Here is a 26,353-nt window from a genome sequence, read left to right as displayed (position 1 = left end):
CAAAGATAAATTTTATATTCAAATTGAATTTGTAACTTTGGTTAAATTTTTAGAAAACATTATTACTATGAAACTGATAAAAATTTTTGCCATCTCTGCTATGGCTGTTTCTTTGACATCGTGTGTGAGCAAAAAACAATACGATGCACTAAACCTCAACTACAAAACCTGCTTGGATAATGCCGCTGAAAACCAGAGACAAATCCAAGACCTGAAAGCACAAAATGCAGGGCTTGACAGCCAAAACAAACTGCTCAACAGTCAGAACGAAGCTCTAAAAAGCTCTTTGGACGCTTGTCTGGCAAATAATGGACGCTCTTCTACCAACATTGATAAACTGGTGGGAGAGATTAACGCTTCCAACAAATATATCAAGCAACTCATCTCCGCTAATAGTAGGAACGACAGTTTGAATCTTGCTCTCTCCAATAAACTTAAACGCTCATTAGACAATATAGACGACTCTGATGTCCAAGTAAAAGTACTAAAAGGAGTGGTAATGATTTCTTTATCCGACAAGATGCTATACAAAACTGGAGATTGGAACATCCAGCCGTCTGCTATGGAAGTATTGGGTAAAGTAGCAAAAGTAATTAACGACTACGACAAATATTCTGTCCTCATAGAAGGAAATACAGACAATGTACCGCTGAAATCCTCTGCTACACCTACAGACAACTGGGATCTATCTGCTTTGAGAGCCACTTCTGTAGCAAGGATTTTACAAAATCAGTTTGGTGTGGATCCGTCCAGAATTACCGCAGGAGGACGCAGCGAATACAATCCTAAAACCACAAATATGAGTATTTCCGGCAGAGCAGAAAACCGTAGAACGGAAATCATCATTATGCCTAAATTAGACGAATTTATGAAACTGATGAATATAGCACCCGGACAAAACAAGCCGGCTGTAAGCTCGAACAACAACTAAAATAAAAGAAAAATCTCCACAAGAATCCCTGCCATTCTCTGGCGGGGATTTTTTGTACCTGCTAATAATTGCTTGATAGAATTCTATTCTTAGAGCTACTTTTCTTTGAGACAGAAGACAAGTTATTGAAATTTTTCTAAATTTTTTCATGAATTTATTGAGCTTGAAAGTGTTTTTTTTTCTACATTTGTAACTCAATTTAAGGGATTAAAATTTTAAAATGTCTAAGACTACATTAAATACTATTCCGGAAGCATTAGAAGACCTGAAAAAAGGAAAAATCATCATTGTAATAGATGACGAAAACAGGGAAAACGAAGGAGACTTTCTTGCTGCTGCTGAACTTGCTACTCCGGAAATGATTAATTTTATGACAATATACGGGAGGGGGCTTATCTGCATGCCGCTGCCGGAAGAACGCTGCGACGAGCTTGGGCTGGACATTATGGTGACCAGGAGTAACGACCCCAAACAGACCGCATTCACGGTTTCCGTAGATTTATTGGGAGATGGCGTTTCTACAGGAATATCTGCTGGAGACAGAGCCAAAACAATCCTCGCACTGATGAATGAAAACAGTAAGCCATCGGACTTTATGCGTCCGGGGCATATCTTCCCGCTAAGAGCAAAAAAAGGAGGCGTACTGAAACGAGCTGGGCACACCGAAGCCGCCATAGACCTTACCACAATGGCAGGACTGAAGCAGGGTGGAGTAATTTGTGAAATAATGAACGCAGACGGCACTATGGCAAGGCTTCCGCAGTTGGAAGAATTGGCCAAAGAACACGGGCTGAAAATAATCTCCGTAGAAGACTTGATAGAATACCGCCTAAGAAAAGGAGATTTGGTTACCAAAATAGAAGAAAGGAAGGTGAAAACCGTATATGGAGATTTTGATTTTCACGCTTTTCAAGAAAAACATACGGAGCAGATTCATTTTGCCTTGACTAAAGGAGTGTGGGAACAGGATGAGCCTGTGCTAGTAAGAGTACAGAGCTCCAGCGAATATTTTGATGTCCTAAACCGTCTTGCTAATGGAGAAAAACTTTTGCTGGAAAAAGTTACTAAGATGATCAATGACGAGGGAAAAGGGGCTGTAGTTTTCATCAATAATGTTTCTAATGCCGAAAATACAATGCTGAAATTACAACGGTTTTTAGATTTCCAAAACGGCAAAGAGTTTCATCCAAAACTTTCTGCGAATTATATGGAATACGGCGTAGGTACACAGATACTCAAAAACTTAGGTATTACAAAATTTAGGATTATTACGCAAACACCAAACCAAAAGCCTGTGATATCAGGTTATGATGTGGAAGTAACTGAGATGGTTCCATTGTAGGCCTTTCAAAAGTATATTTGCCAAAGAGGTTTCTGTTCTTTTAGGATTAATGAAATCATTGAATCATTTCTAAGAACTGTACGAGAGCATAGAGCATCCGGTTGTATTGTCATACCTCCGGGGTCTTTTTGTGGAAAACTCGGGATAGATTTCTATATAAGGGGTTTCTAATGCCGTGATAAGTTTATCTAGTATTTCTGTTTTGTCTTCATTTAGTTCGTTGATGCTCTCATAGAGCATATAATTTCTGAGGATAAACTTAGGATTGGATTGTTGCATTAATGCCAAAGATTCTTGTGCCGAGATGATATTTTTATTCAATCGTGTATTGTAGTTTTCATACCAAGTTCTCAGTATTTGAAAATCTTCATCTGTAAGTACTTTATAGTTCATTTCCTGCCAATCCTTATCCAGAAAGCCTTTTTCAAGGCAATTAAAAATATTGTATAGTCTATGCTTAGATTCCCATCATATCCTGCCAATGTATGAAAAAATCGGCATCTTCGGCGTAAAGTTTGTCAAATCCAAACTTTGAGCAAAGCATTTCGTCGTGTTTTTGCCAAAAATAATCTGCATAATAAAACTTTAGGCGTCTGTCTTTGGATTGGATTCAAGGAAAAATCACCTGGAAAAATTTCAATAAAAGGCTGGACGATTTTGTTTAAATTCATATTAGTAAGATTCAGGATTAGATTCCGAATACAATCCCGATATTAGGAACGAAAGCACCTCCCAAATGGTTTTTGTCTTTGTTGTATAAAACATTGTACATGCCGCCTATTTGAATGTAAGCTTTATTTCCTATACGCTGCATATAGCCGGCTCCGAAGTATAATGCAGGTTCGTTATAGTTCGTTTTTGCATCGTTGCTTTTGTTCTTATAGTTAATGAAATATTCTTGGAACAATCCATTGATAAAGAAATTTCTGCCGATATACTAATTGGCATAAGGGCCAACTCCGAGTGTAGAAGCATTGTAGTACTTAGAGCTAAACCAATTGAGACTTCCGCTAAGTCCTGCCTCTAAGTTTGAATCGACAAGATATCCTACTCTTGGTGCTATGTATATAGAGGTTTCAGAATTGTTCCCCAAAACACCTCCTACACCGGCATATCCTCCGTAAGTCCATTTAGAATCAGGATTAGAAAATTTCCCAATATGTACTTGAGCAAAGCAAATACCGGCACAAATCATACAAATTATTAGTGTAATTTTTTTCATATAAATTGGTCTTTATTTAAATAAAATTTCAACTAAAGTACAAACATAGTGAATTTACTCTTCATAGTCATTATATTTTGCAGACAAGTTGTACCCCATAATACAGCTTTAGTTACATACGATTATAAGTACATATGCTTGATTTTGGGCGGTACTCTGGTAAGGTTTCTTATAGGGTGCTGATTGTGGTAAAGAAAATGTTTAATTTTGAATGCTTTAGTTGATTTGAATTTAGAACTGTCAGTAGCGGGGTGATGATGAAAATTTATAAAAACCATTTTCGGTATTTTGATTTGTTTCAAATAAACTTATCTTTGCAGGTAAAAAGCAAGTTGGAAACAAAAATTAAATCTAAACTTTGTAATTATCCTCATCGTAAGAAAGGTAAAATCACTGGTTATACTGATGACCACGAGCAGGAAATGCCCGGGAAGATTATAGAAATGGGGCTTATCCCGGATACTGTTTTTGAAGTTCTGTATCAGGCACCTTTTGGCGGACCTCTATATATAGAATTTGGGGTTGAAAAAAGCAGGGTAGCTCTACGCGAAGAAGAAGCACGGTATATTCTGGTAGAAGCCCTCTAAAAAAAATGAATACAAAAATGCAAGCCAAAATAAAAAAAAGAATTCTTTTAGTAGGTAATCCTAATGTGGGTAAATCTACATTGTTCAACACCCTCTGCCATACCAATCAAAAGACGGGGAACTATGCGGGGGTTACAGTAGCCAGTCTTGCCGGTAACTATACCTACCGAGACGAGGAGGTAGAAGTGATAGACCTGCCGGGAGCGTATAGCATCTATCCGTCTTCGGAAGACGAGGCTGTGTTCAGTGATTATCTCATTCAGGAGGAGAAGAACTATTGCGGAGTGGTTTACACCATAGAAGCTCTCAGTATCAAAAGAGGCTTGTTGATGCTGCAGCAGATTCAAGATTTAGGAATACCGATGGTATTGGTCATCAACCAAATAGACCAAACCGAGAAAAGAGGCATCAGCCTAAACATTGAAACTATAGAAAAAGAATTAGGCGTGAAAGTCTATACCACCAACGCCAAAAAAGGCATCGGAGTGGAGAACTTGAGGCAAGGCATCTACGATAATCTCTTTTCCAAAAAAGAAACGATTTCCTTTGATATTCCTATGGAGCAAAGGGGAATTATAGAAAAACTATCCGCTGCTTCCAGCGAGCCCAACCTCTATAGAAACTGGGTAGCTCTATGCTCCAATCATAAATTGATAGATGCCAAAGACTTATCCGATGCTCTTAAACACACCTCGCAAAAACGAATGCAAGTGCAAGAGACCATCAGGCGGTATCAAGACATTGATAAAATCATCAAAAGAGTTATCGTAAAAAAAGCTAATTTCAAAGAGCTGCTTACCGAGAAATTAGACCGAATATTGGTGCACAAATTTTGGGGATATATTATCTTTTTATTACTACTGCTTGTCATCTTCCAGAGTGTATTCACATTAGCCCAATACCCTATGGATTGGATAGAAAGCCTCTTTGACTGGCTTGCCGGCATTACCAAAGAAAACCTGCCGGATGGTCCTCTCAGCAGTTTGGTGGCAGACGGGATATTGCCGGGGGTAGGAGGTGTGGTTGTCTTTGCTCCTCAAATTGGAATTTTGCTCTATTTTTTATACCTTTTGGAAGATTCGGGGTATATGGCAAGAGTCATATTTTTGATGGACAGGTTTCTAAGACCCTTTGGGCTGAATGGCAAAAGTATAGTTCCATTAGTCTCGGGTACGGCGTGTGCCATTCCTGCGATTATGGCAGCCCGAAATATAGAGAATATGAAGGAGCGGCTTATTACCATCATTGTAACTCCTTTTATGACCTGCTCCGCAAGGCTTCCTATCTACAGTATTATTATTTCTCTCGTTATCCCCAGTCAAAAGTACTTTGGGATAAGTTTACAGGCGATTACCCTTTTAATAATGTATTTATTGGGCTTTGTAATGGTACTTCTAAGTTCTTTATTATTAAAGACCATCATTAAAACTAAGGAAAAATCATTCTTGGTAATGGATTTACCCACCTATAAAATGCCGCTTTGGGGCTATGACCTAAAAATGACCCTAAAAAAAGTATGGGCTTTCATCACAGGAGCCGGAAAAATAATCTTTGCCGTGAGTATCATTATTTGGGTATTGAGCTACTTCGGACCAAGCCCACAAAAGAATGAAATGGTAGCTTCCAATGTAGAATTAGAAAACTCTTACCTCGCTAAAATGGGTAGAGGAATGGAACCTATAATAAAACCTTTGGGATACAATTGGAAAATGGGAGTAAGCATCATTACCAGTTTTGCGGCGAGAGAAGTTTTTGTGGGAACGATGTCCACGCTTTACAGTTTGAATGACGAAGCTCCGGAAGAAAAAATCATTGATAGAATGAAAAAAGACCAATATCCTGATGGCAGCAAAGTCTTTACATTAGCTTCAGGTGCTTCTCTACTGATATATTATGCTTTTGCTATGCAGTGTATCTCTACGATTGCCGTAGTGTACAAAGAAACCAAGAGCATCAGATGGACGCTGATACAGCTCTTAGGGATGACGGGTTTAGCCTATATTGCTTCGTTTTTTGTTTTCCAATTATTCAAATGATAAAATAAATAAAACAATGGATGGTTCATTAGCTGTACAATATATAATTATATTTGTCGTAGTATTGTTTGCTTGCTACTCTATATTCAAACTTTTTAGAAAGAATTTCTCACCCAAAAAGTTTAAAAGCAGCAAAAGCCATTGCGATAAAGATTGCGGGTGTTCTTAATTGGGATTTTTTATTGGATAAAATTCTGTCTGAAACAATTTATTGTTAAGGAATCGTATAATCAAAACCGCCATTTCAAGATAGTTGAAACGGCGGTTTAATAGATTTTTATTCAGCTTTTTGCGAAAAATGAATTTTCTGGTATTGATATCTCTATTCTCTGATTCTACTTTTTAATAAGCTTTTGCAAAAAGGACTCTTTGTTTAGACGGTTTTCCTGAAATCATTGAAACGCCTTCTTCTCTCTCGCCTTCTAATGGAATACAGCGGATTGTCGCTTTGGTTTCTTCTTTTATTTGCTCTTCCTCTTCTTCGGTGCCGTCCCAATGGGCAAGGATAAATCCACCTTTGGTTTCCAAAACTTCCTTAAATTCTTCGTAAGAATCTACTTTTGTGATGTGCTCCTCTCTGAATTTAAGGGCTTTGTGGAATATCTCTTGTTGGATTTTGTCTAATAAATTTTTGATATAAACCTCTATATTGTCTATTGGCTGAATTTCTTTGCTCAGGGTATCTCTCCTCGCGATTTCTACAACGCCTTTTTCCAAATCTTTCGGTCCAATGGCAATTCTTACCGGCACACCTTTTAGCTCATATTCGGCGAATTTCCATCCCGGTTTGTATTCCGTGCGGTTGTCGTATTTCACAGAGATGCCTAAGTTTTTCAATTTATGCTGAATGTCAAAAGCCACCTCGTCGATTTGTTTAAGCTGCTCTTCTCCTTTAAATATAGGAACAATAACCACTTGAATTGGGGCTAACGATGGAGGCAATACAAGTCCGTAATCATCGGAATGAGACATAATGAGAGCACCCATTAGCCTTGTGGATACTCCCCACGAAGTAGCCCACGCATATTCTATTTTACCTTCTTTGTTGGTGAATTTGACATCAAAAGCCTCAGGGAAGTTTTGTCCCAAAAAGTGGGAAGTCCCTGCTTGTAGAGCTTTCCCGTCTTGCATCAATGCTTCTATACAGTAAGTTTCCTCTGCACCCGCAAATCTTTCGGAAGGTGTTTTTACTCCTTTCACCACAGGTACTGCCATAAAGTTTTCGGCAAAATCAGCATAGATATCCAGCATCTGTTCGGTTTCGGCTAAGGCTTCTTCCTTGGTGGCGTGTGCGGTATGTCCTTCTTGCCAAAGAAATTCTGCGGTCCTTAGGAAAAGTCTTGTTCTCATTTCCCATCTTACGACATTCGCCCATTGGTTAATGAGAATGGGAAGGTCTCGGTAAGACTGTACCCAGTTTCGGTAGGTATTCCAAATGATGGCTTCGGAAGTAGGTCGTACGATAAGCTCTTCCTCTAATTTTGCATTGGGATCTACGATGAGTTTTTGTGGATTTTCAGGATCTGTTTTTAGGCGGTAGTGGGTAACTACGGCACATTCTTTGGCAAAACCTTCTGCGTTTTTTTCTTCTGCTTCAAATAGACTTTTGGGTACAAAAATGGGGAAGTAAGCATTCTGGTGTCCGGTTTCTTTAAATTTTTTATCCAGTTGATCTCTCATTTTTTCCCAAATGGCATACCCGTAAGGTTTTATTACCATACAGCCTCTTACGCCGGAACTTTCTGCTAAATCGGCTTTTACAACAAGCTCATTGTACCACTTGCTATAATCTTCACTTCTTGAGGTTAGTTTTGACATAGATGTTAATGTTTTTCTTTAATTTTATTTTGTTACTTTTGTAAAAGTATATGGATTAAATAACCTATTCAGAAACACTAAAGTTAGCTATTTTACATTAAATGAATATGGTATATTTTTTGTTATACTTTTAAGACAAGGCAAATATAGTTAAACCATAATAAATCACATAAAATGAATTACAAAAATTTAATCGACAGATGGAGCACTTTGGCTTTAAGTGTTTCTATGGGATTCGTATTAGTCTCTTGTGGGGTACAGATAGAAGGCTACACAGAGACAGACGGAGCTTTCTACGATCCTAAAACAGATGTGATAGAGCAACGCCTGCTGATGGCAGATGATAATTCGATAGGTAAGGACTATAGTTACAATAACACCATAGAGCAATCAGAACAACTGAAAAGAGAAAAGGAGAAACGCTATGATAAATGGAGCAAAAGCTCGGATTGGGGAGATTTCTCTGGTGTAGAACGCCGTTATGACCCTTACTGGGCTACGCCTTATTACAATGATTTTGGCTATGAGCCTTATTGGAGCTTAGGTTTCGGATGGGGTGGCGGCTACGGCTGGAACTCTTACTTCGGAATGAATTGGGGCAATTATCCTTATGGTTGGAACAATTCGGGCTGGGCAAGTCCTTATTACGGTTACAATCCATACTTTGGCTATAATCCATATTTTGGCTGGGGAGGCTTCTACTCTCTTTATTATCGTGGTTTCTATAGCTGGAATCCTTACTATGATAGAGGCTATTACGATCCTTACTACGGTGGCTATAGCTATATAGTGGTTCCTCACCGAAATTATAGAAGAGCAGAAATAGATACCGTGGATAGAATGGGTTCTAATGGTGGTTACCGAAGAAATAGCGATAATAGCGGTTTCTATTCAAATAGAGGTAATAGTAATAATGGCTATAACACTAACAGGCGAAATGACGGATTCCGCTCTTCCGGATTCGGTAGGCAGCAGACGGTGAATAACAACCCGCCTCAAAGAACAAATTCTAATAATAGTTTTAGGTCAAGTAATTCCGGTTTTAGTTCAGGTAATTATTCGAGGAGTTCTTCCAGAGGTTTCAGAACAGGAGGCTTTAGATAATAATTAAAAATAAAAAAAATGAATAAAAAAATATTTTCACTCATAGGAATTAGCGTAGCATCTTTATTTTATGCTCAAGATGTATCTGCTATCAGGAATACTTTGGATGTCTATTCAGGCTATACACCGCCTACGGGAACTTCTCGGTATATGTCTATGGCAGGGAGTATGGGGGCATTAGGCGGAGATTTATCTACAATAGAATCCAATCCTGCCGGAGTGGGTGTGGCTATCATCAACGAAATCAATGCTACACTGGGCGTAACGAGCTATACCAATACCTCTACTTTGGGCAGCGGTTCTTTGGATCAGACTTTCAAAAAGACTAATCTCACACAGGCTGGGGCATTGGTGGTTTTTGAACCGTTTGATTCCAAATGGAAATTTGTCAATATAGGGCTAAACTATAAATACAGAGATTTAGACAGTTATATCAGAACACCTGAGAATCATAGTATATCAGATGCTGTTTCCTATACCAATAGTACAGAGCAGAATGTACAAGATGAGCTATTGTACGATGGACACGCTTATAATAGAGTAGGGCGTTCTTCTGTGTTGTCTTTTGCTGTGGGCGGAAATTATGATAATCAATGGTATTTGGGTGGGGGACTTAATTTTTATTCTGCAGATTTAGAACAAGGTGATTTCTTTAGGCTAATGATGAAGAGCAACGGAGACACGGCGATTTATGAAAAGCAAGATACCCCTTACCAAGAGTCTTCTAATGGGGTTTCTATATCCGCAGGCGTTATCAGAAAATTAGACGGAGGTCTGAGACTGGGGCTGAGTTTGCAGTCGCCTACTTGGTGGAATATCAATAGAAGTTACAACCATTATTATTTAGATAACAACGCCATAGTATCCGATGTCTATGATAGCAGCAGAAGACTGTCTTCGCCTACCAAAGTAGGGCTAAGTGCTGCCTATGTTCCAAATAAAAACTTTGCGATCAATGTGGATTATACTTTAGGAGTAAGCAAACCTAAATACACCTCTGATTTAGATAATGAAGTGACTACACAGCTCAACGAATTCTTTAGAAAAGTATATAAAAATCAATCGGAAGTGAAAGTAGGTGCAGAATACCGTTATCAAGGTTTCCGTCTAAGAGGTGGATATGCCTATCAAAGTAATCCTTTCAGCAATGCATCTTTAGGTGTTATTAGCAACAATGGTAGTGGTATAGAAGATAAGAGTTACAATGATTTGTATGCGGGTAGCGTGAAAACTTTAGCCGCAGGATTAGGCTACGACTTCAAATCATTCTATGTGGATTTGGCTTATCAAAATGTTACTTCCAATTATTCTAATCCATTCTTTGGTGGGCGTTATGCTGTAGAGAGTGCGAATGGGCTTGGGTTACCTGTTCCTAATATAGATGGATTAGACAATGGCAATGCAAGTATCGTATCTAAGGTAAAACACAATAGAAGCAACCTTCTTCTAACATTAGGACTAAGGTTCTAAACTTTATAAATAATAACTTTTTTAACTGTGGGCTTCTCGCTTGCAGTTTTTTTTTGACTTTAAGAAAAATTAAACTCAAAAACTTCTTAATTTCGGAGATAATTTTTAGCTTAGCACCAAAATAATTTATAGAATGAAAAAAATTGTCAGTTTAGTTTTCTTATGTGTGACTTGTGCAGTATTTTCTCAAGTGGAAAGACCGAAGTTGGTTGTCGGTATAGTGGTTGACCAGATGCGTCCGGACTACCTTTACAGATACTATGACCAGTTCGGAGAGGGCGGATTTAAAAGGTTAATGAAAGAGGGCTTTATCTTTAGAAATACCAATTACAACTATATGCCTACATATACGGCACCAGGGCATAGCAGCCTTTATACGGGGACTACACCTTCTGTTCACGGAATAGTAGGAAATAATTGGTTCAGCAAAGAAGAAGGTAAAAGTGTGTATTGTACCTTTGATGACCAAGTGAAAAGCGTGGGTATAGACCCTCAAGATAAGCAGGGCTGGGAGTCACCGAAAAGGCTTTTGGCGACTACTGTAACAGATGAATTTAGATTAGATACTAACTTTAAGGGAAAAGTTATTGGTATTTCCGAAAAAGACCGTGCAGCGATACTGCCGGCAGGGCATTTTGCTAATGCGGCCTACTGGATGTCTAATATGGGAGATTATATTACCAGTACATTCTATATGGAAAAACTGCCGCAATGGGTAGTGGATTTTAATAAAAAGAAATATGCTCGGAAATTTGTAGATGCAGGATGGTCTCTAATGAAAAACCCTTCTGAATATACAGCCAGCACAGAAGATAATACCCCTTACGAGGAGGTGTTCTCTACTAAGAACACTCCGGTTTTTCCTTACGATCTTAAAACAATCGCCCAAAAGGAAAAGAATCTGGAAATTATAAAATCTACGCCTTATGGTAATGATATGGTAGAGCTTTTTGCAGAAGCTGCAATAGACAACGAGAAATTGGGGCAGGGCAAGTATCCGGATTTTTTAGCACTTAGTTTTTCATCTACGGATTATGTAGGGCATGCTTTTGGCCCGCGTTCTGTGGAGATAGAAGATACCTATTTAAGATTGGATAAGAATATAGAGAATCTTTTAAATCATTTGGATAAAAGAGTAGGAAAGGGGAATTACCTGCTTTTTCTGACTGCAGACCATGCAGCGGCAGAGAATCCTCAGTATCTCAAAGACAGAGGTTATAATGTTTCTTCTATAGATTCTAAACAAGTGCTTAAGGATATGAAAAATTATTTCCAAGAAAAATACGGCGTGAATATATTTGATAATTACTCCAATCAAAATATATTCTTGAATAATAAAGTAATAGCAGAGAAAAATCTCGACTACGACAAAATAATAAAAGAAGTAAAAGAATGGATGTACAAAAAACCTTTCGTGTCAAGAGTGTATTCCAGAGAAGATATCCTAAGAGGAAATCCTACAGATTATAATCTTTGTTTGATAGAACGGGGCTACAATCCTAAGCAAAATGGAGATTTGATGGTTCTTTTACGTCCGCAATATTTGCCACATGGTACACGCGGTACTTCGCACGGAACTTCTTATATGTATGATACCAATGTGCCCAATATCTGGTACGGCTGGAAGGTAAAACCGGGGATTAGTTACAAAAGATATAACATTACCAGCATAGCACCTAGCATTTCCCAAAAGCTGAGTATTCCGATGCCAAACGGTACTCAGGGCGAACTTTTAGAGGAGATATTGCCTTAACAAAATAGGATTGTAGGAATTATCATTTGTAATTATTTATAAAATTGATTGCAATGATTAATCTATTTTTTTATTTCTTATATCAGTATTTTTGTTATCCCAAGTTTTTTAATTGTAATGAAATAGAGAAACATATAGTAATCAATAATAGGATATATTCAAATTAAAAGGAATTGAAAAGACAAGAATAGAGTTATTAGTTTGGGTATTACTATAGTATTCGGATATTTAATTAAATACAGAAGGAAGTTCTATCTAATAGTAGATTCTAACGATTATAACGAAAAATACAATATGAAAAAAATTGGTAATTTTATAGAGAATGTTTGTGTTTCTTGTACACATTGTTGGCTGTTACCTGTATTGATCTTTTGAGGTTAATAGCTTGTGGATTCATCCAATAGCTTTGTCTATAATGGGTTTGTTCCTATTGATTTTTATGAGAAATATTAAAAAATCACAAACGTCATAATCTTAATTTTATCTGAAACAGTAGAGTAAATTTAGCTCTAACAAAGAAAAAGAAACTTTTTTCAATTTGTTTTAATACTTTTGCAGTCCACAACAGAGACGGCTTGTTGCTTTGCTTAGCAGAGAGGAAAGTCCGGACACCATAGGGCAGCATAGCGGCTAACGGCCGTCCACAGTGATGTGAGGACCAGTGCAACAGAAAGCAAGTACAGTTCGGCTGTAGTGAAATCAGGTAAACTCTATGCGGTGTAATGCCAAGTATATCGGCAACTAAGGGCGGCTCGTCCAATGCCGAGGGGTAGGCAGCTAAAGCCTTTCAGCAATGGTAGGCGTAGATAAATAACAAGCACTTTGTTCGCAAAGTACAGAATCCGGCTTATAGTCCCTGTTGTGGTTTTTATGATACCAAAAGGCTGCAGCCCCTTATATCGGAGTGGTCTATCCGCCCGAGTACTTGGAAAGGGGTATGGCGAAGAATATTGTCTTCTTTTTTAGAAAGTAATTTTCCTAAATCTTGAGTAGCGATAAAGCTGCAACTATGCCTATTAGCAAGGTCTATGATGTTAATTCCCCCGGTTTTCCCGATAGGGCAATAATTAAAAGGGTCTTCCGTATCACGGATGAGAATACGCATCCAAGAAGGGCTTTCGTAGATATTGTTGCCCAATGAGTAAGCTTGAGAAAGCAGCTCAGTCATAGAATATTCGGAAAAAATATTTTGAGAACTAAATCTGTTTTTAAGAATTTCAAGGAGGGCATCTTTGGTCATTTCCTCTTTTCGTCCTTTCATTCCGCCGGTTTCTATGATGTATAAATTTTTGTTTGGGCAAAGATTTAATCCGTTTACCTCTAAGGTGTCCAAAAAATCCAGTAAGGCAAACGATACCCCGAACAGAATGATTTTCTTGTTTTCTGATGCTAATGAAGACAGCAGTTCGTAGAGCTTGAGATGGTCGTAGAGGAAATAGCCGTTTTCTCTTTTTGATGATTTTTTCATCAGGAAATCTACCATATAGATAAGTGAGGCATTCTTTCGCTCTAAATAATTAGGGAGCAGTCCCAGAAAAATAAAATCTTCGGGTTTGCCTATGAATTGAGAAAAACTTTCATAAATACTTTTTTGGTAGAGTATTTCATCTGCTATCCAATGTTTGGAGAGGTTTTGCTGTGTTGTTCCGGAGCTTTGGAAAAATAGTTCCGGAGCATAATTTTTGTCTATGACTTTGTGGTGCTTGAACATCTCTATCGGTAAAAAAGGGATTTTTTCGATAGATAAAACCTTATCAATGTCAATATTCAAGGCATCCACAAATTTTTTATATACCTCTACCTGATGATATTGGAATAGAAAAGTTTCAATACAAAGCTCGGAAAACTCTTGCTCTGTTTTTATACCGAAAGGCTCTTGCATATTATTTCAGTTCAAGGTCTCTTAGGTGCGGAAGCCCTCTTTGCGAGCCTCTGTGTGCAGAGACTCTCAAGGAAATATCATTCCCGAATTTTACACATTCTTTTATAGGATTCCCGTGGCATAATGCTACTGCAAATCCGGCGGTAAAGGCATCGCCCATTCCCATATTGTGGGCTTTGTTTTCGGGCTCTTTTTGATAGTATCTCATTTCCTCGCCGTCATAGTATATAGTCGTATTGGTATCGTTTCTGATGAATAATTTATTAGGGAGCTTTTGTAAAATTACTTCCTTTCTATCCTCACCGAATAGAATACTCAAATCTTTTTTCTTTGCAACAATAAAAGTGGCATAATCTACAATTTCATCGGAAAGTTTAGTCGCAGGAGCGGCATATATGCCTAATCGTTTTTTATTTTTTTTGCAAAGTTCATAGGTTTGTTGTAATACTTCTGAGGAAGTTTCTAATTGAACTAAGACTATGTCTGCTGTTTCAAACAGATCCTTAGCCATTTCAATTTTTTTGGGAGTCAAAGAGCGGTTGGCAGAGGGAACTACCACGATGCTGTTCTTTCCGTCGAAAGAAGTAACATAGGCGGTTCCTGTAGGCTCATCTTGGTCTTCGGAGATATAGGCTACATTCACGCCTTCGTCTTTCAGGTGTCTCAAGATTTGTTGTCCGTACGGATCCATACCCACCCGTCCTATGAGATAAACACTCGTACCCAATCGAGAACACGCCACAGCCTGATTGGCACCTTTACCACCGAAGAAATTTTCGGATTGTGCGGCCATTACAGTTTCTCCGGGGAGAGCTGGCTGTACGGTATTCATTACCAAATCTATGGAAGAGCTTCCTACTACTATTATTTTGGGTTGATGAGTACTTAATTTCATTATAATCTAATCTTTTTAATCTGCACTAATCTCAATAAATTCTGTTACTAATTTTACGGGACGGCGGGCATTGTTAAAGCCAATATAACTCGCATAGAACCCCTCGCCATAGCCTGTTTCAAAGGCTATAATGTTGTTGCTTAAATTTTCTTTAGGATTTAGGGATGCGAATTGGTTTATTGCACCTTTTTCATTAAAGAAGTATTCGTGGAAAAATTCCTCGTATATACCTCTGAAATCCTCACCCTTTCTACTGTACAAAAGTTGTTCCAATTCATTTAACAGCTGCTGTGTGTCAAAGTCCATATAGCAGCCCATACCGCTTTTTACGGGATATCCAAAGATTTCTTCGTCTTCAAGTTTTTTTATATCTTGGCCGTTACACAGAGCCATTTCCCATTGTGTAATTGCATCATTTTCAAAAATCACTTCTGTATAGGCGATGCACTCTGTTTCTCTCTCTTTGTAAATATAAGTGGTGAAATCCCCTTTCGGAAAAAGAACGATAAAAGCGTCTTTGTCATTGGTAATCAAGGGGTCACATGCGACCACTCTACCGGAGGATAGGTGTAATCTTCCTGCCTCTATACGCTCTAATAAAGGATGTTTTGTCTGATGATTACTGAATAATTTTTTTATGTTTTCTATATGCTGCATCGTTGCTTTTGAAATGTAAAGATAAAGAAAAAAATTAGCCGAGAGAATTTAATTTATCCTCTAAAAGTGCTATTTTTTCTTTAGCATCGCTTTGTTTTTTTAGTTCGTTATCAATCACATTTTTAGGTGCACCGGACATAAATTTTTCATTGTTCAGTTTTTTCTCTACGGAGATAAGAAAGCCTTTTAGGTATTTTAGTTCTTCTTCGGTTTTCTTTTTCTCTTCTTCGAGGTCTAAGTTTTCACTTAGCGGGATAGCCAATTCCGCAGAGCCGACAAGGAAAGTGAAACTTGGTTTATCCGTCTTTTCTGCAAAATAAATATTGCTGATATTCGCTAATTTCTTGATAACCGCTTCGTTTTCAAAATCTGCCACATTAGTAAACAATTCCACACTTTCTTTAGGTGAAACCCCTTTGCTTTGGCGGTAATTCCTTATCCCTGAGATGATTTCTTTGGCTGTTTCAAACCCTTTAATAGTTTCGTTACTAAAATCTGTGGAATTTCTTTGTTGTGTAATTACGAGCGCTTCGTCAGTCGTCCTATCCGCGATATTTTGCCAAAGTTCTTCGGTGAGGAATGGCATAAACGGATGTAGAAGTTTTAGAAGCTCTTCGAAAAACGCAATGGTTTTATCATAAACCGTTTCGGAAATTGTTTCACCATAGTTAGGCTTAACAGCTTCTAAATACCAAGAACAGAAGTCGTCCCAAATGAGTTTGTAGATTAGGTGTAATGCATCTGAAATTCTGAATTTGTCGAACTGCTCATTGATTTCAACAATTGTTTTATTAAGTTGGTTTTCAAACCATAGTATCGTTTCGTCTTCTGCTTTTCCGGAAGGTTTATCCTCTTTTTTCCAGTTTTGTATTAATCGGAAGGCATTCCATATTTTTGTGGCGAAGTTTCTACCTTGCAGCATTAGGTCTTCATCGAATAGCAAGTCGTTTCCGGCGGCAGAGCTTAGCAATATCCCTACACGAACACCGTCCGCCCCATACTTATCCATAAGCTCGATAGGGTCCGGGGAATTTCCGAGAGATTTAGACATTTTTCTCCGCTGCTTGTCTCTTACAATTCCGGTGAAATAAACATTCTTGAACGGAATATTCTTTTTGTACTCTATCCCTGCCATTATCATTCTTGCCACCCAAAAGAAAATGATATCTGGACCGGTTACCAAATCAGCAGTAGGGTAGTAGTAGTTAATATCCTTATTGTCAGGTTCGGATATTCCGTCGAATACGGACATTGGCCAAAGCCAAGACGAGAACCAAGTGTCAAGGGCACTTTCATCTTGCTTTAAGTCACTTATGGTTAACCCTTGATTGCCTGATTTTTCTTTGGCTAAGTCTAATGCTTTTTCGGCAGACTCTGCTACTACGAAATCGTTTTCATTATCCCCGAAATAATAAGCCGGAATTCTCTGCCCCCACCATAGCTGGCGGGAGATGTTCCAATCTCTGATGTTTTCCATCCAATATTTGTAGGTGTTTTTGAATTTTTCGGGATGGAGTTTTATGTCGTTGTTCATTACGGCATCCAGAGCCGGTTTTGCAAGTTCAGACATTTTCAGGAACCATTGTTGGGAGATTTTTCTTTCAATCACAGCCCCTGTTCTTTCAGAAGTTCCTATTTTATTGAGATAATCCTCTACTTTTTCCAAAAGTCCTTTTTCTTCGAGTTCTTTTGTAATGAGTTTTCTGACTTCGAAACGGTCTTTGCCGTTGTAGTGCATTCCGTGTTGGTTCAGCCTACCATCGTCATCCAATGCATCTATTATAGGAAGCTTGTGTCTAAGCCCTATTTCGTAGTCGTTGCTATCGTGTGCTGGCGTTATTTTCAGCATTCCTGTTCCAAACTCTATATCTACATAGTTGTCGGCTATTACGGGAATACTACGCCCTACGATAGGAACGATTACATTTTTCCCTATAAGATGTTGGTATCTTTCGTCATTAGGGTTTACACAGAGAGCGACATCTCCAAAGATGGTCTCGGGACGCGTGGTAGCTACGATATGGTATTCATCGCTGTTTTCCAATTTATATTTAAGAAAGTAGAGCTTCCCGTTTTGTTCTTTGAAGATAACCTCTTCGTCAGAGATATTGGTTTTCGCTTCCGGATCCCAGTTAATCATTCGGTAGCCACGATAGATAAGACCTCTGTTGTACAAATCTACAAAAACCTTTATCACTTGTTCGGATAGTTTTTTTTCCATAGTGAAGCGTGTTCTATCCCAGTCGCAAGAGCATCCTAATTTTTTTAGTTGTTCTAGGATCGTACCTCCGTACTTGTGCGTCCATTCCCATGCGTGCTTGAGGAAAGTATCGCGGCTGATATCGGATTTTTTTATTCCATCGGCTTTGAGTTTTGCCACCACTTTTGCCTCAGTAGCGATGGAGGCATGGTCTGTTCCCGGTACCCAGCAGGCGTTGAACCCTCTCATTCTTGCACGGCGTATCAATACATCTTGCAAGGTGTTGTTCAGCATATGTCCCATATGGAGTATTCCAGTGACATTAGGAGGTGGGATTACAATAGTGTATGGCGGTTTGTTATTCGGCTCGGAGTGGAAGTATTTGTTTTCCAACCAGTAGTTGTACCATTTCTGCTCTGTTTCGGCAGGGTTATATTTTTCTGAAATTTGCATCTTAAAAATTATAGTTTGGCTTGTATTTTGCAAAAATAATATAAACTAAAAGAACATAGTACTTTTTAAGAATAATTTTATAACTTTGGAATTTAATTTTAATTTAGAAACATAATTGTTATGAAAAAAATCTTAGCAGGAATGCTTTTACTAGGAGGCGTTGCAGTGATGTCTGCACAGTCAATCAGCTTTGACAAAACGACCATAGATTACGGAAAAATAAAGAAAGGTGCAGACGGGCATCGCTTTTTTACGGTAATGAATAAAGGAGACAAGCCGCTCATTATTAGTAAAGTGAAACCGGCTTGCGGCTGTACTACACCGGAGTGGGATAAGGCACCGATTATGCCGGGGAAATCTGCGAAAATAAAAGTGGGGTATAATACTGCCATAGTATCGATGTTTAAGAAATCAATAGAAGTTTATTCTAACGACCCTGAACACGGTCGCAGCGTACTTTGGATACAAGGTGAAGTTCAGAACTAAAAATAAGAAATCGTATAAAAGCCGCCCAATGTAGGGTGGCTTTCTTTTTCATGTTAATTTCATATTGTCGATAAGTCTTACCCCTTCGGTATGCACTACGATAAACATTCTCAGCTCATCAGAATTGTCGCCTATCTTTGCTTCTTTCAGTGTTTTTTCATTTGCAATCGTGAAGTATTCCAATTCAAAGTTTGTGAGGCTATTAAACCGCTCTTCTATTCGTTTTTTTATTTCGGGTAAAGAAAGATTTTTTGCCCATTCCTTGGCATCGGAGAGACTTTCGTAGATGATATTGGCTTCTTTGTGAATGGTTTCGGATAGTCTTTGGTTTCGAGAGCTCATTGCCAGTCCCTTTTTTTCTCTGTATATAGGAACGCCTACAATTTTTATGGGTAAGTGTTTTTTTTCTACTAATTTTTTGATGATAGCCAGCTGTTGAAAGTCCTTTTCTCCAAAGTAAGCATTGTCGGGTTGTACTTGTCGGAAAAGTTCCTCTACTACGGTTCCTACACCGTCAAAGTGTCCCGGTCTCATTTTGCCTTCCATTTCATTTTCCAAACCATCAAAATCGTAGTGCCGAGATACAGCTTCATTAGGATAGATATCTTCTATGGAAGGGGTGTAAACGGCATCTACTAATCCAGAGTTTTCTAATTTTTTTAGGTCTTCGTCTATCGTACGGGGATATTTTTCCAAGTCTTCCGCATTGTTGAATTGGGTAGGGTTAACAAAAATAGAAGATACCACAATGTCATTTTCGGGTCTTGCTTTTTGGTATAATGAAATATGACCGTCGTGCAAAGCTCCCATAGTAGGTGCAAAGCCTATGGTTTTTTTATTTTTTTTTATTGTTTCTATGTATTTTTCTAATCTTTTTTTGTCAGATATAACTTTCATTCGGTACTAAGATTTTACGCAAAGTTATAAAAAATGTTAATAATCGGATATTAGTTGAAAAAGTTGTATTTTTGCATAATATATTTAAAGTTATAATCAAAAAATAAAACGATTATGCCGGGAAAAAAAATATTGTATGTAACCTCTGAAATGTCTCCATATCAAGAAGATAGCGGTATGGCGGCTATGGTTAACAAAATGGCATTGAGAATGTATAATGACGGCAATGATGTTCGTGTTTTTATGCCTCGCTTTGGTTTAATTAGCGAGAGGAAGTTTCAACTTCACGAGGTTATAAGACTCTCAGGTATGAATATTATTATCAATGATTTGGATCAGCCGCTTATCATTAAAGTCGCTTCGCTTCCGGGGGAGAGACTTCAGGTTTATTTTATAGATAACGAAGAGTATTTCAAAAGAAAATCTTTTTATAGAGACGAGGAAGGTCATCTTTTTGATGATAATGATGAACGAGGGATATTCTTTGCCAGAGGAGTAATAGAGACGATCAAAAAACTCAATTGGGTGCCGGATGTGGTGCATCTCAACGGATGGATGGCGTCCTTTATCCCGCTTTATCTTAAACATTATTATAAAAACGACTCGTATTTTAGTGATACGGAGTTTGTATTATCTGTGTATAATGAGGAAGACGGCGAGTTTAGCAAAGAAGAAATAAAAGGAAAGTTTGCATTTGATGGTATGCCAGAGCTTAAAGTTTTAGAAAATCCTACATTTAGAAATTTTGTACGAGAGGCAATGGATTTGGTGGATATTGTGATAAAGGGAGATGAATTTTTGGAAAAAGATTTAGAGGATAAATTTCATCAGACAAAATCTAATAAGAAAGACTATATCCAGCCAGAGCAAATAAATACGATTTATTAACAAAATTATATAAATAGTCAATGATAATAAATTCAATAAAAAATTTGAAACTGTCGATTTTAGTAGGTTTTGTCAGTATAGCATTATCAAGTTGTGAGTCTGATATAGACGGTATTGGACAGCAGTTTTTCGAGGGTGCTACTCCTAATGGGACCAAAAAAAGTTATGATATTGTTACCTATAATGTTAGCCATAACGACACGATAAGAACAGACAACCAGCGTTTGGTAGAAGCTACATTAGGAGCTTTTGACGAGTCTGTTTTCGGAAAACAAAAAGCGTCTTATATTACCCAAGTGAGATTGTCGAGTTATTCTCCTGATTTTGGGGCGAATGCAAAGGTAGACTCTATCGTTTTGGAAATAAAACCAGAATTGGTGAAAGATTCTCTTGTTACGACAACAGATGAGAATTATAAATACGAAGGTAAAGATGCTAAAAAAGTCGTTAATACTTATCCTATATCAAAGTATGGAAAAAAGAAAGAAATGACAATAAATGTAGATCTTGTGAATGACTTTTTAGGATCTGCAAGCAGTAAGATTTACTCTAATAAAACCGTAGCCGTAGGTCAAAGGCTTGGCTCTAAGGCGGTGGCTCCCCGAGTTTCCGGAATCACGATCACACCGAAAGAAGGCGGAGAAAATCTCTATTATAGAGATACGGCTATCAGAATACCGCTGAATGACGGGGTAGATTTTTTTCAGAAAAATATAGTGGATAAGAGTAGTGCATCAGAACTTAAAGATGCGGCAAGTTTTATCCGTTATTTCAGAGGACTTAAAATATCTGTTCAGGATAACGACGGGTATATTATGAAGTTCGCACCGAATGATGTTGCTCTTAAAATGTACTATTCAAGCAAAGGTACAACGGATAGCACAACGGTACATTCTGTTTATTCTTTTGATTTAGGAAGTGAAAATGTTCATTTCAACCAAATAGAATACAATAGACCATCTGAATTTACTTCTGCTATGAACAGCATCAATAAAACCGAAGGAGATGCCCGCCTCTATATGCAGGGTATGGGTGGTCCCGGAGTGATGATGGTAATTCCCAAAACAGCGATTGAAAACATTAGAGAGCTTTATAATAAAGACAAAATCGGTATTCTTTCTGCAAAAATAAGATTGTACACCGATAGTAATGTTTGGAACAACAGCTATACAAAGCCGCAAAATATGCTTGTTAAATACAATAATAGTAATGATTTCGTAGATGATATGAAGGTATTCCAAAACCTGTCTAATTTTAGTTTGATTCAAGGGTATGATTTGGATAAAAATCCTTCTTACTATGATATAAACATTACTCAGACCCTTAAAAATATTATAGAGAAAGAAGCTGTTTCCAAGGGTCTGGAGCTTAATGTCGGTCATTATTTGGTAAATAGCAGAGGAGTATATATCAATCAAAATTATAATAATAGAGCTTATTCTCCGGAGAGAATAGTCTTTACAGGGTCCAATACTGCCGAAGCAAACAAGCCTAAACTCACAATAATTTACACTCAAAAAAAATAAAAATATGTGCGGAATAGTAGGATATACAGGTCATAGAGATGCTTATAGTATTGTAATCAATGGTTTGAAAAGATTAGAATATCGTGGTTACGATAGTGCAGGTATAGTACTAGAAGGACAAAACAACCATTTTGAATTAAAGAAAACTAAAGGAAAAGTTTCCGATTTAGAAGATATTTCTAAAGATTTCAAAAACACCTCGCATTTGGGAATGGGGCATACCCGGTGGGCTACTCATGGTGTGCCGAGTGATGAAAATTCCCACCCGCATATTTCCAATAACGGAAAAATAGCTATCGTTCACAATGGAATCATTGAAAACTACGATACCGTAAAGAAAATGCTTGTAGCGAAAGATTTTACATTCAAGTCTGAGACGGATACAGAAGTTTTGGTTAATTTGATTCAATACTTTATGGATCAAGATTCGGAATTAGCTTTTCCCGAAGCAGTACGCTACGCCCTCAACGAAGTCTATGGTGCCTATGCTATTACAGTAATGCACGAGGACTATCCCCAGACTTTAGTAGTGGGGAGATTGGGTTCACCATTGGCAATAGGGATGGGAGATAATGAGTATTTTATTGCATCAGATGCTTCTCCATTCGTGGAATATACTAAAGAGGCTGTTTATCTGGAAGAAGGTCATATGGCGGTAGTATCTTTGGATAAAGGCGTACAGATTCATACAATTGAAGATAATTCAAAAGTAGATACTAAAATTCAAGAACTGAAACTTAATCTTGAACAAATAGAAAAAGGCGGCTACGAGCATTTTATGCTAAAAGAAATTTTTGAACAGCCTAAGTCTATTATGGATACAATGAGAGGGCGTGTCCTTGTAAATGAAGGCATCATCAAAATGGCAGGGATTTGGGATCACTTAGAGCGTATCAATAAAGCTAATAGAATTATCATCATCGCTTGCGGTACTTCTTGGCATGCCGGATTGATAGGAGAATATCTTATAGAAGAATTTGCAAGAATACCTGTAGAGGTAGAGTATGCTTCCGAGTTTAGGTACAGAAACCCTATCATTACGGACAAAGATATCGTAATCGCAATTTCCCAGTCTGGAGAGACTGCAGATACAATGGCGGCTATCAAAATGGCGAAAGAGAAAGGTGCTTTCATCTATGGAATATGCAATGTGGTAGATTCTTCTATTGCGAGATATTCGGATGCGGGCTCATATACTCACGCAGGACCGGAGATAGGCGTAGCTTCTACTAAAGCTTTTACAGCTCAGTTGACTATTTTGTCTCTAATTGCCCTCAAATTGGGTAAACACAGCGGGAACTTGGGGAATCAAGATTTTATGAGACTGATTTCCGAGCTGGAATCTTTGCCTAAAAAAGTAGAAGAGGTTCTCTCTGAAACTAACGAGTATATTAAGACTATTGCACACGATTTTGAAAATGCGACCAACTTTTTATATCTCGGAAGAGGATATAATTTTCCTGCGGCATTGGAGGGGGCTTTGAAGCTGAAAGAAATTTCTTATATACACGCAGAAGGGTATCCTGCAGCAGAGATGAAGCACGGGCCTATTGCCTTGATAGATGAAAATATGCCTATCGTAATCATAGCACCTAAAAATAAATACTATGATAAGGTCGTAAGTAATGTGCAAGAAATAAAAGCGAGAAAAGGTAAAGTTTTGGCTGTTGTAACCAAAGGAGATACACAGGTGGCATCTATGGCAGACTATGTCATCAGGATTCCTGAGACTCCAGAGTGCTTTTCACCGATTATAGCCTCTGTTCCATTGCAGCTTTTATCATATTATATAGCCATTTATAGAGGGGCAAATGTGGATCAGCCTAGAAATTTGGCTAAATCTGTTACTGTAGAGTAGAAGTCTAATGTTTTAGAAAAGGAGGGTAAATGTTTTTCTCTTTGGATAAAATAATTGATAAAAAAAATCGTTTAGCAGATATATGTTTTTACTTTGTGAAAAATATTTATATTTATGGGCTGAAATAATTGCCTAGTATATTAGGGATTTGGAATAGTTTAAAATTAAAAATAGAAATAAACATCATCAGATGAAAAAAGTGATCTACATACTTTTATCGGCAGGTACTGTTGTATCTTGTTCGCATAAAGGTTCTTTGGTAGGGAAACCCGGGAAAAAAGGAGAATTGATTCCTAAAGAAAAAGCAAAATCTTTTGTGGCTGAGCGTCCTTATGGTATGGTAGCCATTCCCGGAGGTTCTTTTGTAATGGGTATGGCGGATAAAGACTTTACCAATACACCGGAGAAAGCACCGCTGAAAACAGTTACGGTATCTTCATTCTTTATGGATGAAACAGAAGTAACTAATGCCCAATATAGGGTTTTTGTTAATTATGTGAGGGATTCTATTGCCAGAACTTTACTGGCAGAGGCAGCAGGAGACGCTTCCTCGGGAGGAGATACAGGGAATGGTATTGCAGACTATGCCTATTTAGCGAAAAAAGTAGGGGACAATGAGAGTGCTTATCAAAAATACCTTGATTCGAAAGGCGGTAGAGACGGCTATTCCAATGATTCCCGCAGATTAGACTGGTCTGTACCTCTTAGATGGAATACTTCTGATTATCCCGATGTGAAGTATGCTGAAATTATAGAGTCTATGTATCTCCCGCCAAATGAGAGAAAAGATGGTGTGAGAGCTATTGATACCAGAAAACTGAAGTATGCATTTCAGTGGGAGGATATTAAAGGAAAAATTGTTGGTGGGAAAAAGGTTAATGAGTATGTCAAGAAAAACAGCATCAGCGTTTATCCGGATACATTGGTTTGGAAGAAGGATTTTGATTATGCTTATAATGAACCGTTGTACGATGGCTATTTTTGGAATAATGCTTACAAAAACTATCCTGTAGTAGGCGTTACTTGGGATCAAGCCAGTGCATATTGTGATTTTAGAACTAAAATAAAAAGAGACTATAACCAATCTCTTAAAAAGAAAAAACAAGCTCCTATGGCTTTCCGCCTTCCTACAGAGGCAGAATGGGAGTATGCTGCTAAAGGTGGACACGAAAATGCAACTTATCCGTGGGGAACTCCTTATTTGATAGATGACAGAGGCTGTTATTTGGCTAACTTCAAACCGAAGAGGGGAGACTATATAGAAGATAAGAAAAAAGGGACTTATACCTATACTGCACCTGTAAAGTCTTTTCATAAAAATGATTTTGGACTTTATGATATGGCAGGTAATGTTTCAGAGTGGACAGAGTCTCCGTACAATAATGCGACTTACAATTTCTCATCTACTCTAAATCCGTCAATATCCAATAAAGATTATATGGATACAAGAAAATCAGTGAGAGGCGGCTCTTGGAAAGATGTAGGCTTCACGCTGATGACTTCTTACAGAAACTGGGAAAACAAAGATTCGGCAAGAAGCTATATAGGATTTAGAACCGTACAAAGTATCCCGGAAGGTGCTGCTAAATTTAAAAGAAAACAAACTAAATAAAAAATAATATGTTAAAACTAAGTGATAAAACATTAAATTTTGTATATTCCATTGGTGCATCAGTGGTTATTATCGGTGCATTTTTTAAAATGACACATACAACTTTCGGAGGACTTGTAAATCCTACCTATGTATTAGGAGCAGGGCTGATTACAGAGGCGTTCATTTTCTTGCTTTATGCATTTAATCCGCCTGTAGTAGAAGAGAAATATGCATGGGAAAATGTTTATCCGGAGCTATTGGATGCTAATGCAGAACCGAAAGCAAGAAAAGCGGTGTCTCATCAGGTGGAGGAAATTAAACAATTAGAAACTTCTCTTTCCGAAAAATTGGATAAAATGTTGGCAGAAGCCAAAGTAGATGTATCTCTTTTTGAGAGACTTAAATCAGGAATTGATAATTTTTCTAGTGCAGTCGATCAAATTAATAGTACAGTGGATGTATCACAGTCTACACAAAAGTATAATGACCAGCTTGCTTTGGCGGCGTCTCATCTGGAAAATATGAACGCTCTATATGCCATACAATTAGAACATGGAAGAAGCGAAACAGAACTTCATAAAAAATATGTGTTGGATTTACAAAAATCGGCAGAACAATCCGAAAAATTTAATCAAGAATTAGATTCTCTAACGGCTAACCTCAATAATTTGAATAGAGTTTATGGAGGAATGCTTACTGCAATGAAAGGATAATATTTCTTTTAATAAATTTTATATTTTTTTAATAAAAAACT

The 26,353-nt window shown here is 37.8% G+C and carries 22 protein-coding genes and 1 other RNA gene; 14 read left to right on the top strand and 9 right to left on the bottom strand.

The genetic code is table 11. The features are described from left to right. Positions 1–67 precede the first annotated feature (67 nt). Positions 68–931, top strand: a complete 864-nt coding sequence (locus BLS89_RS04085) for an OmpA family protein (protein WP_092736230.1) — start codon at positions 68–70, stop codon at positions 929–931. A 220-nt stretch (positions 932–1,151) separates the two neighbouring features. Continuing rightward, a complete protein-coding gene (gene ribB / locus BLS89_RS04080) occupies positions 1,152–2,273 on the top strand; it encodes a 3,4-dihydroxy-2-butanone-4-phosphate synthase (protein ID WP_092736229.1) in 1,122 nt (373 codons plus the stop codon). Positions 2,274–2,342: 69 nt separating this feature from the next. Here the strand turns inward: ribB and BLS89_RS04075 are convergent, their stop codons facing one another. The 3 genes from BLS89_RS04075 to BLS89_RS04065 form a co-directional block, all read right to left on the bottom strand. Then, positions 2,343–2,666: a hypothetical protein gene (locus tag BLS89_RS04075; protein WP_092736228.1), complete on the bottom strand. Its 324-nt coding sequence runs from the start codon at positions 2,664–2,666 to the stop codon at positions 2,343–2,345. A 295-nt stretch (positions 2,667–2,961) separates the two neighbouring features. After that, positions 2,962–3,180, bottom strand: a complete 219-nt coding sequence (locus BLS89_RS04070) for a hypothetical protein (protein ID WP_092736227.1) — start codon at positions 3,178–3,180, stop codon at positions 2,962–2,964. Positions 3,181–3,210: 30 nt separating this feature from the next. Next, entirely contained in the window at positions 3,211–3,495 is a 285-nt protein-coding gene (locus tag BLS89_RS04065; protein ID WP_092736226.1) for a hypothetical protein, read from the bottom strand. A gap of 332 nt (positions 3,496–3,827) precedes the next feature. Between BLS89_RS04065 and BLS89_RS04060 the strand changes: the two genes are divergently transcribed. After that, positions 3,828–4,082 (top strand): FeoA family protein, encoded by a 255-nt coding sequence (locus tag BLS89_RS04060; protein WP_394330510.1) that lies wholly within the window; start codon positions 3,828–3,830, stop codon positions 4,080–4,082. Between the two features lie 5 nt (positions 4,083–4,087). After that, on the top strand, positions 4,088–6,118 hold the full coding sequence (gene feoB / locus BLS89_RS04055) for a ferrous iron transport protein B (protein ID WP_394330509.1): 2,031 nt from the start codon (positions 4,088–4,090) through the stop codon (positions 6,116–6,118). Positions 6,119–6,460: 342 nt separating this feature from the next. Here feoB and proS read toward each other — a convergent pair whose 3' ends face one another. Continuing rightward, positions 6,461–7,936, bottom strand: a complete 1,476-nt coding sequence (gene proS / locus BLS89_RS04045; RefSeq protein ID WP_092736224.1) for a proline--tRNA ligase — start codon at positions 7,934–7,936, stop codon at positions 6,461–6,463. 174 nt (positions 7,937–8,110) lie between these two features. On the opposite strand from proS, the gene BLS89_RS04040 reads away from it, so the two are divergent. The 4 genes from BLS89_RS04040 (at position 8,111) to rnpB (ending at position 13,129) form a co-directional block, all read left to right on the top strand. Further along, complete coding sequence (locus BLS89_RS04040; RefSeq protein ID WP_143017720.1) at positions 8,111–9,040, top strand: hypothetical protein; 930 nt, start codon at positions 8,111–8,113, stop codon at positions 9,038–9,040. Positions 9,041–9,058: 18 nt separating this feature from the next. Beyond that, positions 9,059–10,510, top strand: a complete 1,452-nt coding sequence (locus tag BLS89_RS04035; protein ID WP_092736222.1) for an OmpP1/FadL family transporter — start codon at positions 9,059–9,061, stop codon at positions 10,508–10,510. Between the two features lie 133 nt (positions 10,511–10,643). Next, on the top strand, positions 10,644–12,263 hold the full coding sequence (pafA, locus tag BLS89_RS04030; RefSeq protein ID WP_092736221.1) for an alkaline phosphatase PafA: 1,620 nt from the start codon (positions 10,644–10,646) through the stop codon (positions 12,261–12,263). A gap of 562 nt (positions 12,264–12,825) precedes the next feature. Then, positions 12,826–13,129, top strand: an RNA gene (gene rnpB, locus BLS89_RS04025) — RNase P RNA component class A. 2 nt (positions 13,130–13,131) lie between these two features. Here rnpB and BLS89_RS04020 read toward each other — a convergent pair. From BLS89_RS04020 to BLS89_RS04005, 4 genes are read right to left on the bottom strand one after another with little or no spacing between them, the layout of a single operon-like run. Beyond that, a complete protein-coding gene (locus tag BLS89_RS04020; protein WP_092736220.1) occupies positions 13,132–14,145 on the bottom strand; it encodes a LuxE/PaaK family acyltransferase in 1,014 nt (337 codons plus the stop codon). A 1-nt stretch (position 14,146) separates the two neighbouring features. Next, entirely contained in the window at positions 14,147–15,040 is an 894-nt protein-coding gene (locus BLS89_RS04015; RefSeq protein WP_092736219.1) for a ribokinase, read from the bottom strand. A 15-nt stretch (positions 15,041–15,055) separates the two neighbouring features. Beyond that, positions 15,056–15,697: a DUF4241 domain-containing protein gene (locus tag BLS89_RS04010; RefSeq protein WP_092736218.1), complete on the bottom strand. Its 642-nt coding sequence runs from the start codon at positions 15,695–15,697 to the stop codon at positions 15,056–15,058. A 34-nt stretch (positions 15,698–15,731) separates the two neighbouring features. After that, entirely contained in the window at positions 15,732–18,350 is a 2,619-nt protein-coding gene (locus BLS89_RS04005; RefSeq protein WP_092736217.1) for a valine--tRNA ligase, read from the bottom strand. Between the two features lie 120 nt (positions 18,351–18,470). On the opposite strand from BLS89_RS04005, the gene BLS89_RS04000 reads away from it, so the two are divergent. Next, entirely contained in the window at positions 18,471–18,836 is a 366-nt protein-coding gene (locus BLS89_RS04000) for a DUF1573 domain-containing protein (protein WP_092736216.1), read from the top strand. A gap of 48 nt (positions 18,837–18,884) precedes the next feature. Here BLS89_RS04000 and panC read toward each other — a convergent pair whose 3' ends face one another. After that, positions 18,885–19,733 carry a pantoate--beta-alanine ligase gene (gene panC, locus BLS89_RS03995; protein ID WP_092736215.1) on the bottom strand — a complete coding sequence of 283 codons (849 nt, stop codon included), beginning with the start codon at positions 19,731–19,733 and terminating at the stop codon, positions 18,885–18,887. Positions 19,734–19,847: 114 nt separating this feature from the next. On the opposite strand from panC, the gene BLS89_RS03990 reads away from it, so the two are divergent. The 5 genes from BLS89_RS03990 to porL all read left to right on the top strand — a co-directional run bounded on the left by BLS89_RS03990 (position 19,848) and on the right by porL (position 26,312). Beyond that, complete coding sequence (locus tag BLS89_RS03990) at positions 19,848–20,621, top strand: glycogen/starch synthase (RefSeq protein WP_092736214.1); 774 nt, start codon at positions 19,848–19,850, stop codon at positions 20,619–20,621. A 44-nt stretch (positions 20,622–20,665) separates the two neighbouring features. Continuing rightward, positions 20,666–22,147, top strand: coding sequence for a DUF4270 domain-containing protein (locus BLS89_RS03985; protein ID WP_245688848.1), 1,482 nt, complete (start codon positions 20,666–20,668; stop codon positions 22,145–22,147). A 4-nt stretch (positions 22,148–22,151) separates the two neighbouring features. Next, entirely contained in the window at positions 22,152–24,005 is a 1,854-nt protein-coding gene (gene glmS, locus BLS89_RS03980; protein WP_092736212.1) for a glutamine--fructose-6-phosphate transaminase (isomerizing), read from the top strand. Between the two features lie 190 nt (positions 24,006–24,195). Next, positions 24,196–25,617, top strand: a complete 1,422-nt coding sequence (gene porK, locus BLS89_RS03975) for a T9SS ring complex lipoprotein PorK/GldK (protein ID WP_092736211.1) — start codon at positions 24,196–24,198, stop codon at positions 25,615–25,617. Positions 25,618–25,625: 8 nt separating this feature from the next. Next, positions 25,626–26,312 carry a type IX secretion system motor protein PorL/GldL gene (gene porL, locus BLS89_RS03970; protein ID WP_092736210.1) on the top strand — a complete coding sequence of 229 codons (687 nt, stop codon included), beginning with the start codon at positions 25,626–25,628 and terminating at the stop codon, positions 26,310–26,312. Positions 26,313–26,353: the final 41 nt, after the last annotated feature.

Origin of the sequence: Riemerella columbipharyngis (assembly GCF_900101995.1) — a bacterium.
Taxonomy (GTDB): Bacteria; Bacteroidota; Bacteroidia; order Flavobacteriales; family Weeksellaceae; genus Riemerella; species Riemerella columbipharyngis.
This window is presented reverse-complemented; position numbering and strand designations above follow the sequence as displayed.

Excerpts from the sequence above, each read along its gene's own strand:
- BLS89_RS04085 (WP_092736230.1), top strand. The coding sequence starts at position 68 with ATGAAACTGATAAAAATTTTTGCCATCTCTGCTATGGCTGTTTCTTTG.
- ribB (WP_092736229.1), top strand. The coding sequence starts at position 1,152 with ATGTCTAAGACTACATTAAATACTATTCCGGAAGCATTAGAAGACCTG.
- BLS89_RS04075 (WP_092736228.1), bottom strand. The coding sequence starts at position 2,666 with ATGAACTATAAAGTACTTACAGATGAAGATTTTCAAATACTGAGAACT.
- BLS89_RS04065 (WP_092736226.1), bottom strand. The coding sequence starts at position 3,495 with ATGAAAAAAATTACACTAATAATTTGTATGATTTGTGCCGGTATTTGC.
- feoB (WP_394330509.1), top strand. The coding sequence starts at position 4,088 with ATGAATACAAAAATGCAAGCCAAAATAAAAAAAAGAATTCTTTTAGTA.
- proS (WP_092736224.1), bottom strand. The coding sequence starts at position 7,936 with ATGTCAAAACTAACCTCAAGAAGTGAAGATTATAGCAAGTGGTACAAT.
- BLS89_RS04040 (WP_143017720.1), top strand. The coding sequence starts at position 8,111 with ATGAATTACAAAAATTTAATCGACAGATGGAGCACTTTGGCTTTAAGT.
- BLS89_RS04035 (WP_092736222.1), top strand. The coding sequence starts at position 9,059 with ATGAATAAAAAAATATTTTCACTCATAGGAATTAGCGTAGCATCTTTA.
- pafA (WP_092736221.1), top strand. The coding sequence starts at position 10,644 with ATGAAAAAAATTGTCAGTTTAGTTTTCTTATGTGTGACTTGTGCAGTA.
- BLS89_RS04020 (WP_092736220.1), bottom strand. The coding sequence starts at position 14,145 with ATGCAAGAGCCTTTCGGTATAAAAACAGAGCAAGAGTTTTCCGAGCTT.
- BLS89_RS04015 (WP_092736219.1), bottom strand. The coding sequence starts at position 15,040 with ATGAAATTAAGTACTCATCAACCCAAAATAATAGTAGTAGGAAGCTCT.
- BLS89_RS04010 (WP_092736218.1), bottom strand. The coding sequence starts at position 15,697 with ATGCAGCATATAGAAAACATAAAAAAATTATTCAGTAATCATCAGACA.
- BLS89_RS04005 (WP_092736217.1), bottom strand. The coding sequence starts at position 18,350 with ATGCAAATTTCAGAAAAATATAACCCTGCCGAAACAGAGCAGAAATGG.
- BLS89_RS04000 (WP_092736216.1), top strand. The coding sequence starts at position 18,471 with ATGAAAAAAATCTTAGCAGGAATGCTTTTACTAGGAGGCGTTGCAGTG.
- panC (WP_092736215.1), bottom strand. The coding sequence starts at position 19,733 with ATGAAAGTTATATCTGACAAAAAAAGATTAGAAAAATACATAGAAACA.
- BLS89_RS03990 (WP_092736214.1), top strand. The coding sequence starts at position 19,848 with ATGCCGGGAAAAAAAATATTGTATGTAACCTCTGAAATGTCTCCATAT.
- glmS (WP_092736212.1), top strand. The coding sequence starts at position 22,152 with ATGTGCGGAATAGTAGGATATACAGGTCATAGAGATGCTTATAGTATT.
- porK (WP_092736211.1), top strand. The coding sequence starts at position 24,196 with ATGAAAAAAGTGATCTACATACTTTTATCGGCAGGTACTGTTGTATCT.
- porL (WP_092736210.1), top strand. The coding sequence starts at position 25,626 with ATGTTAAAACTAAGTGATAAAACATTAAATTTTGTATATTCCATTGGT.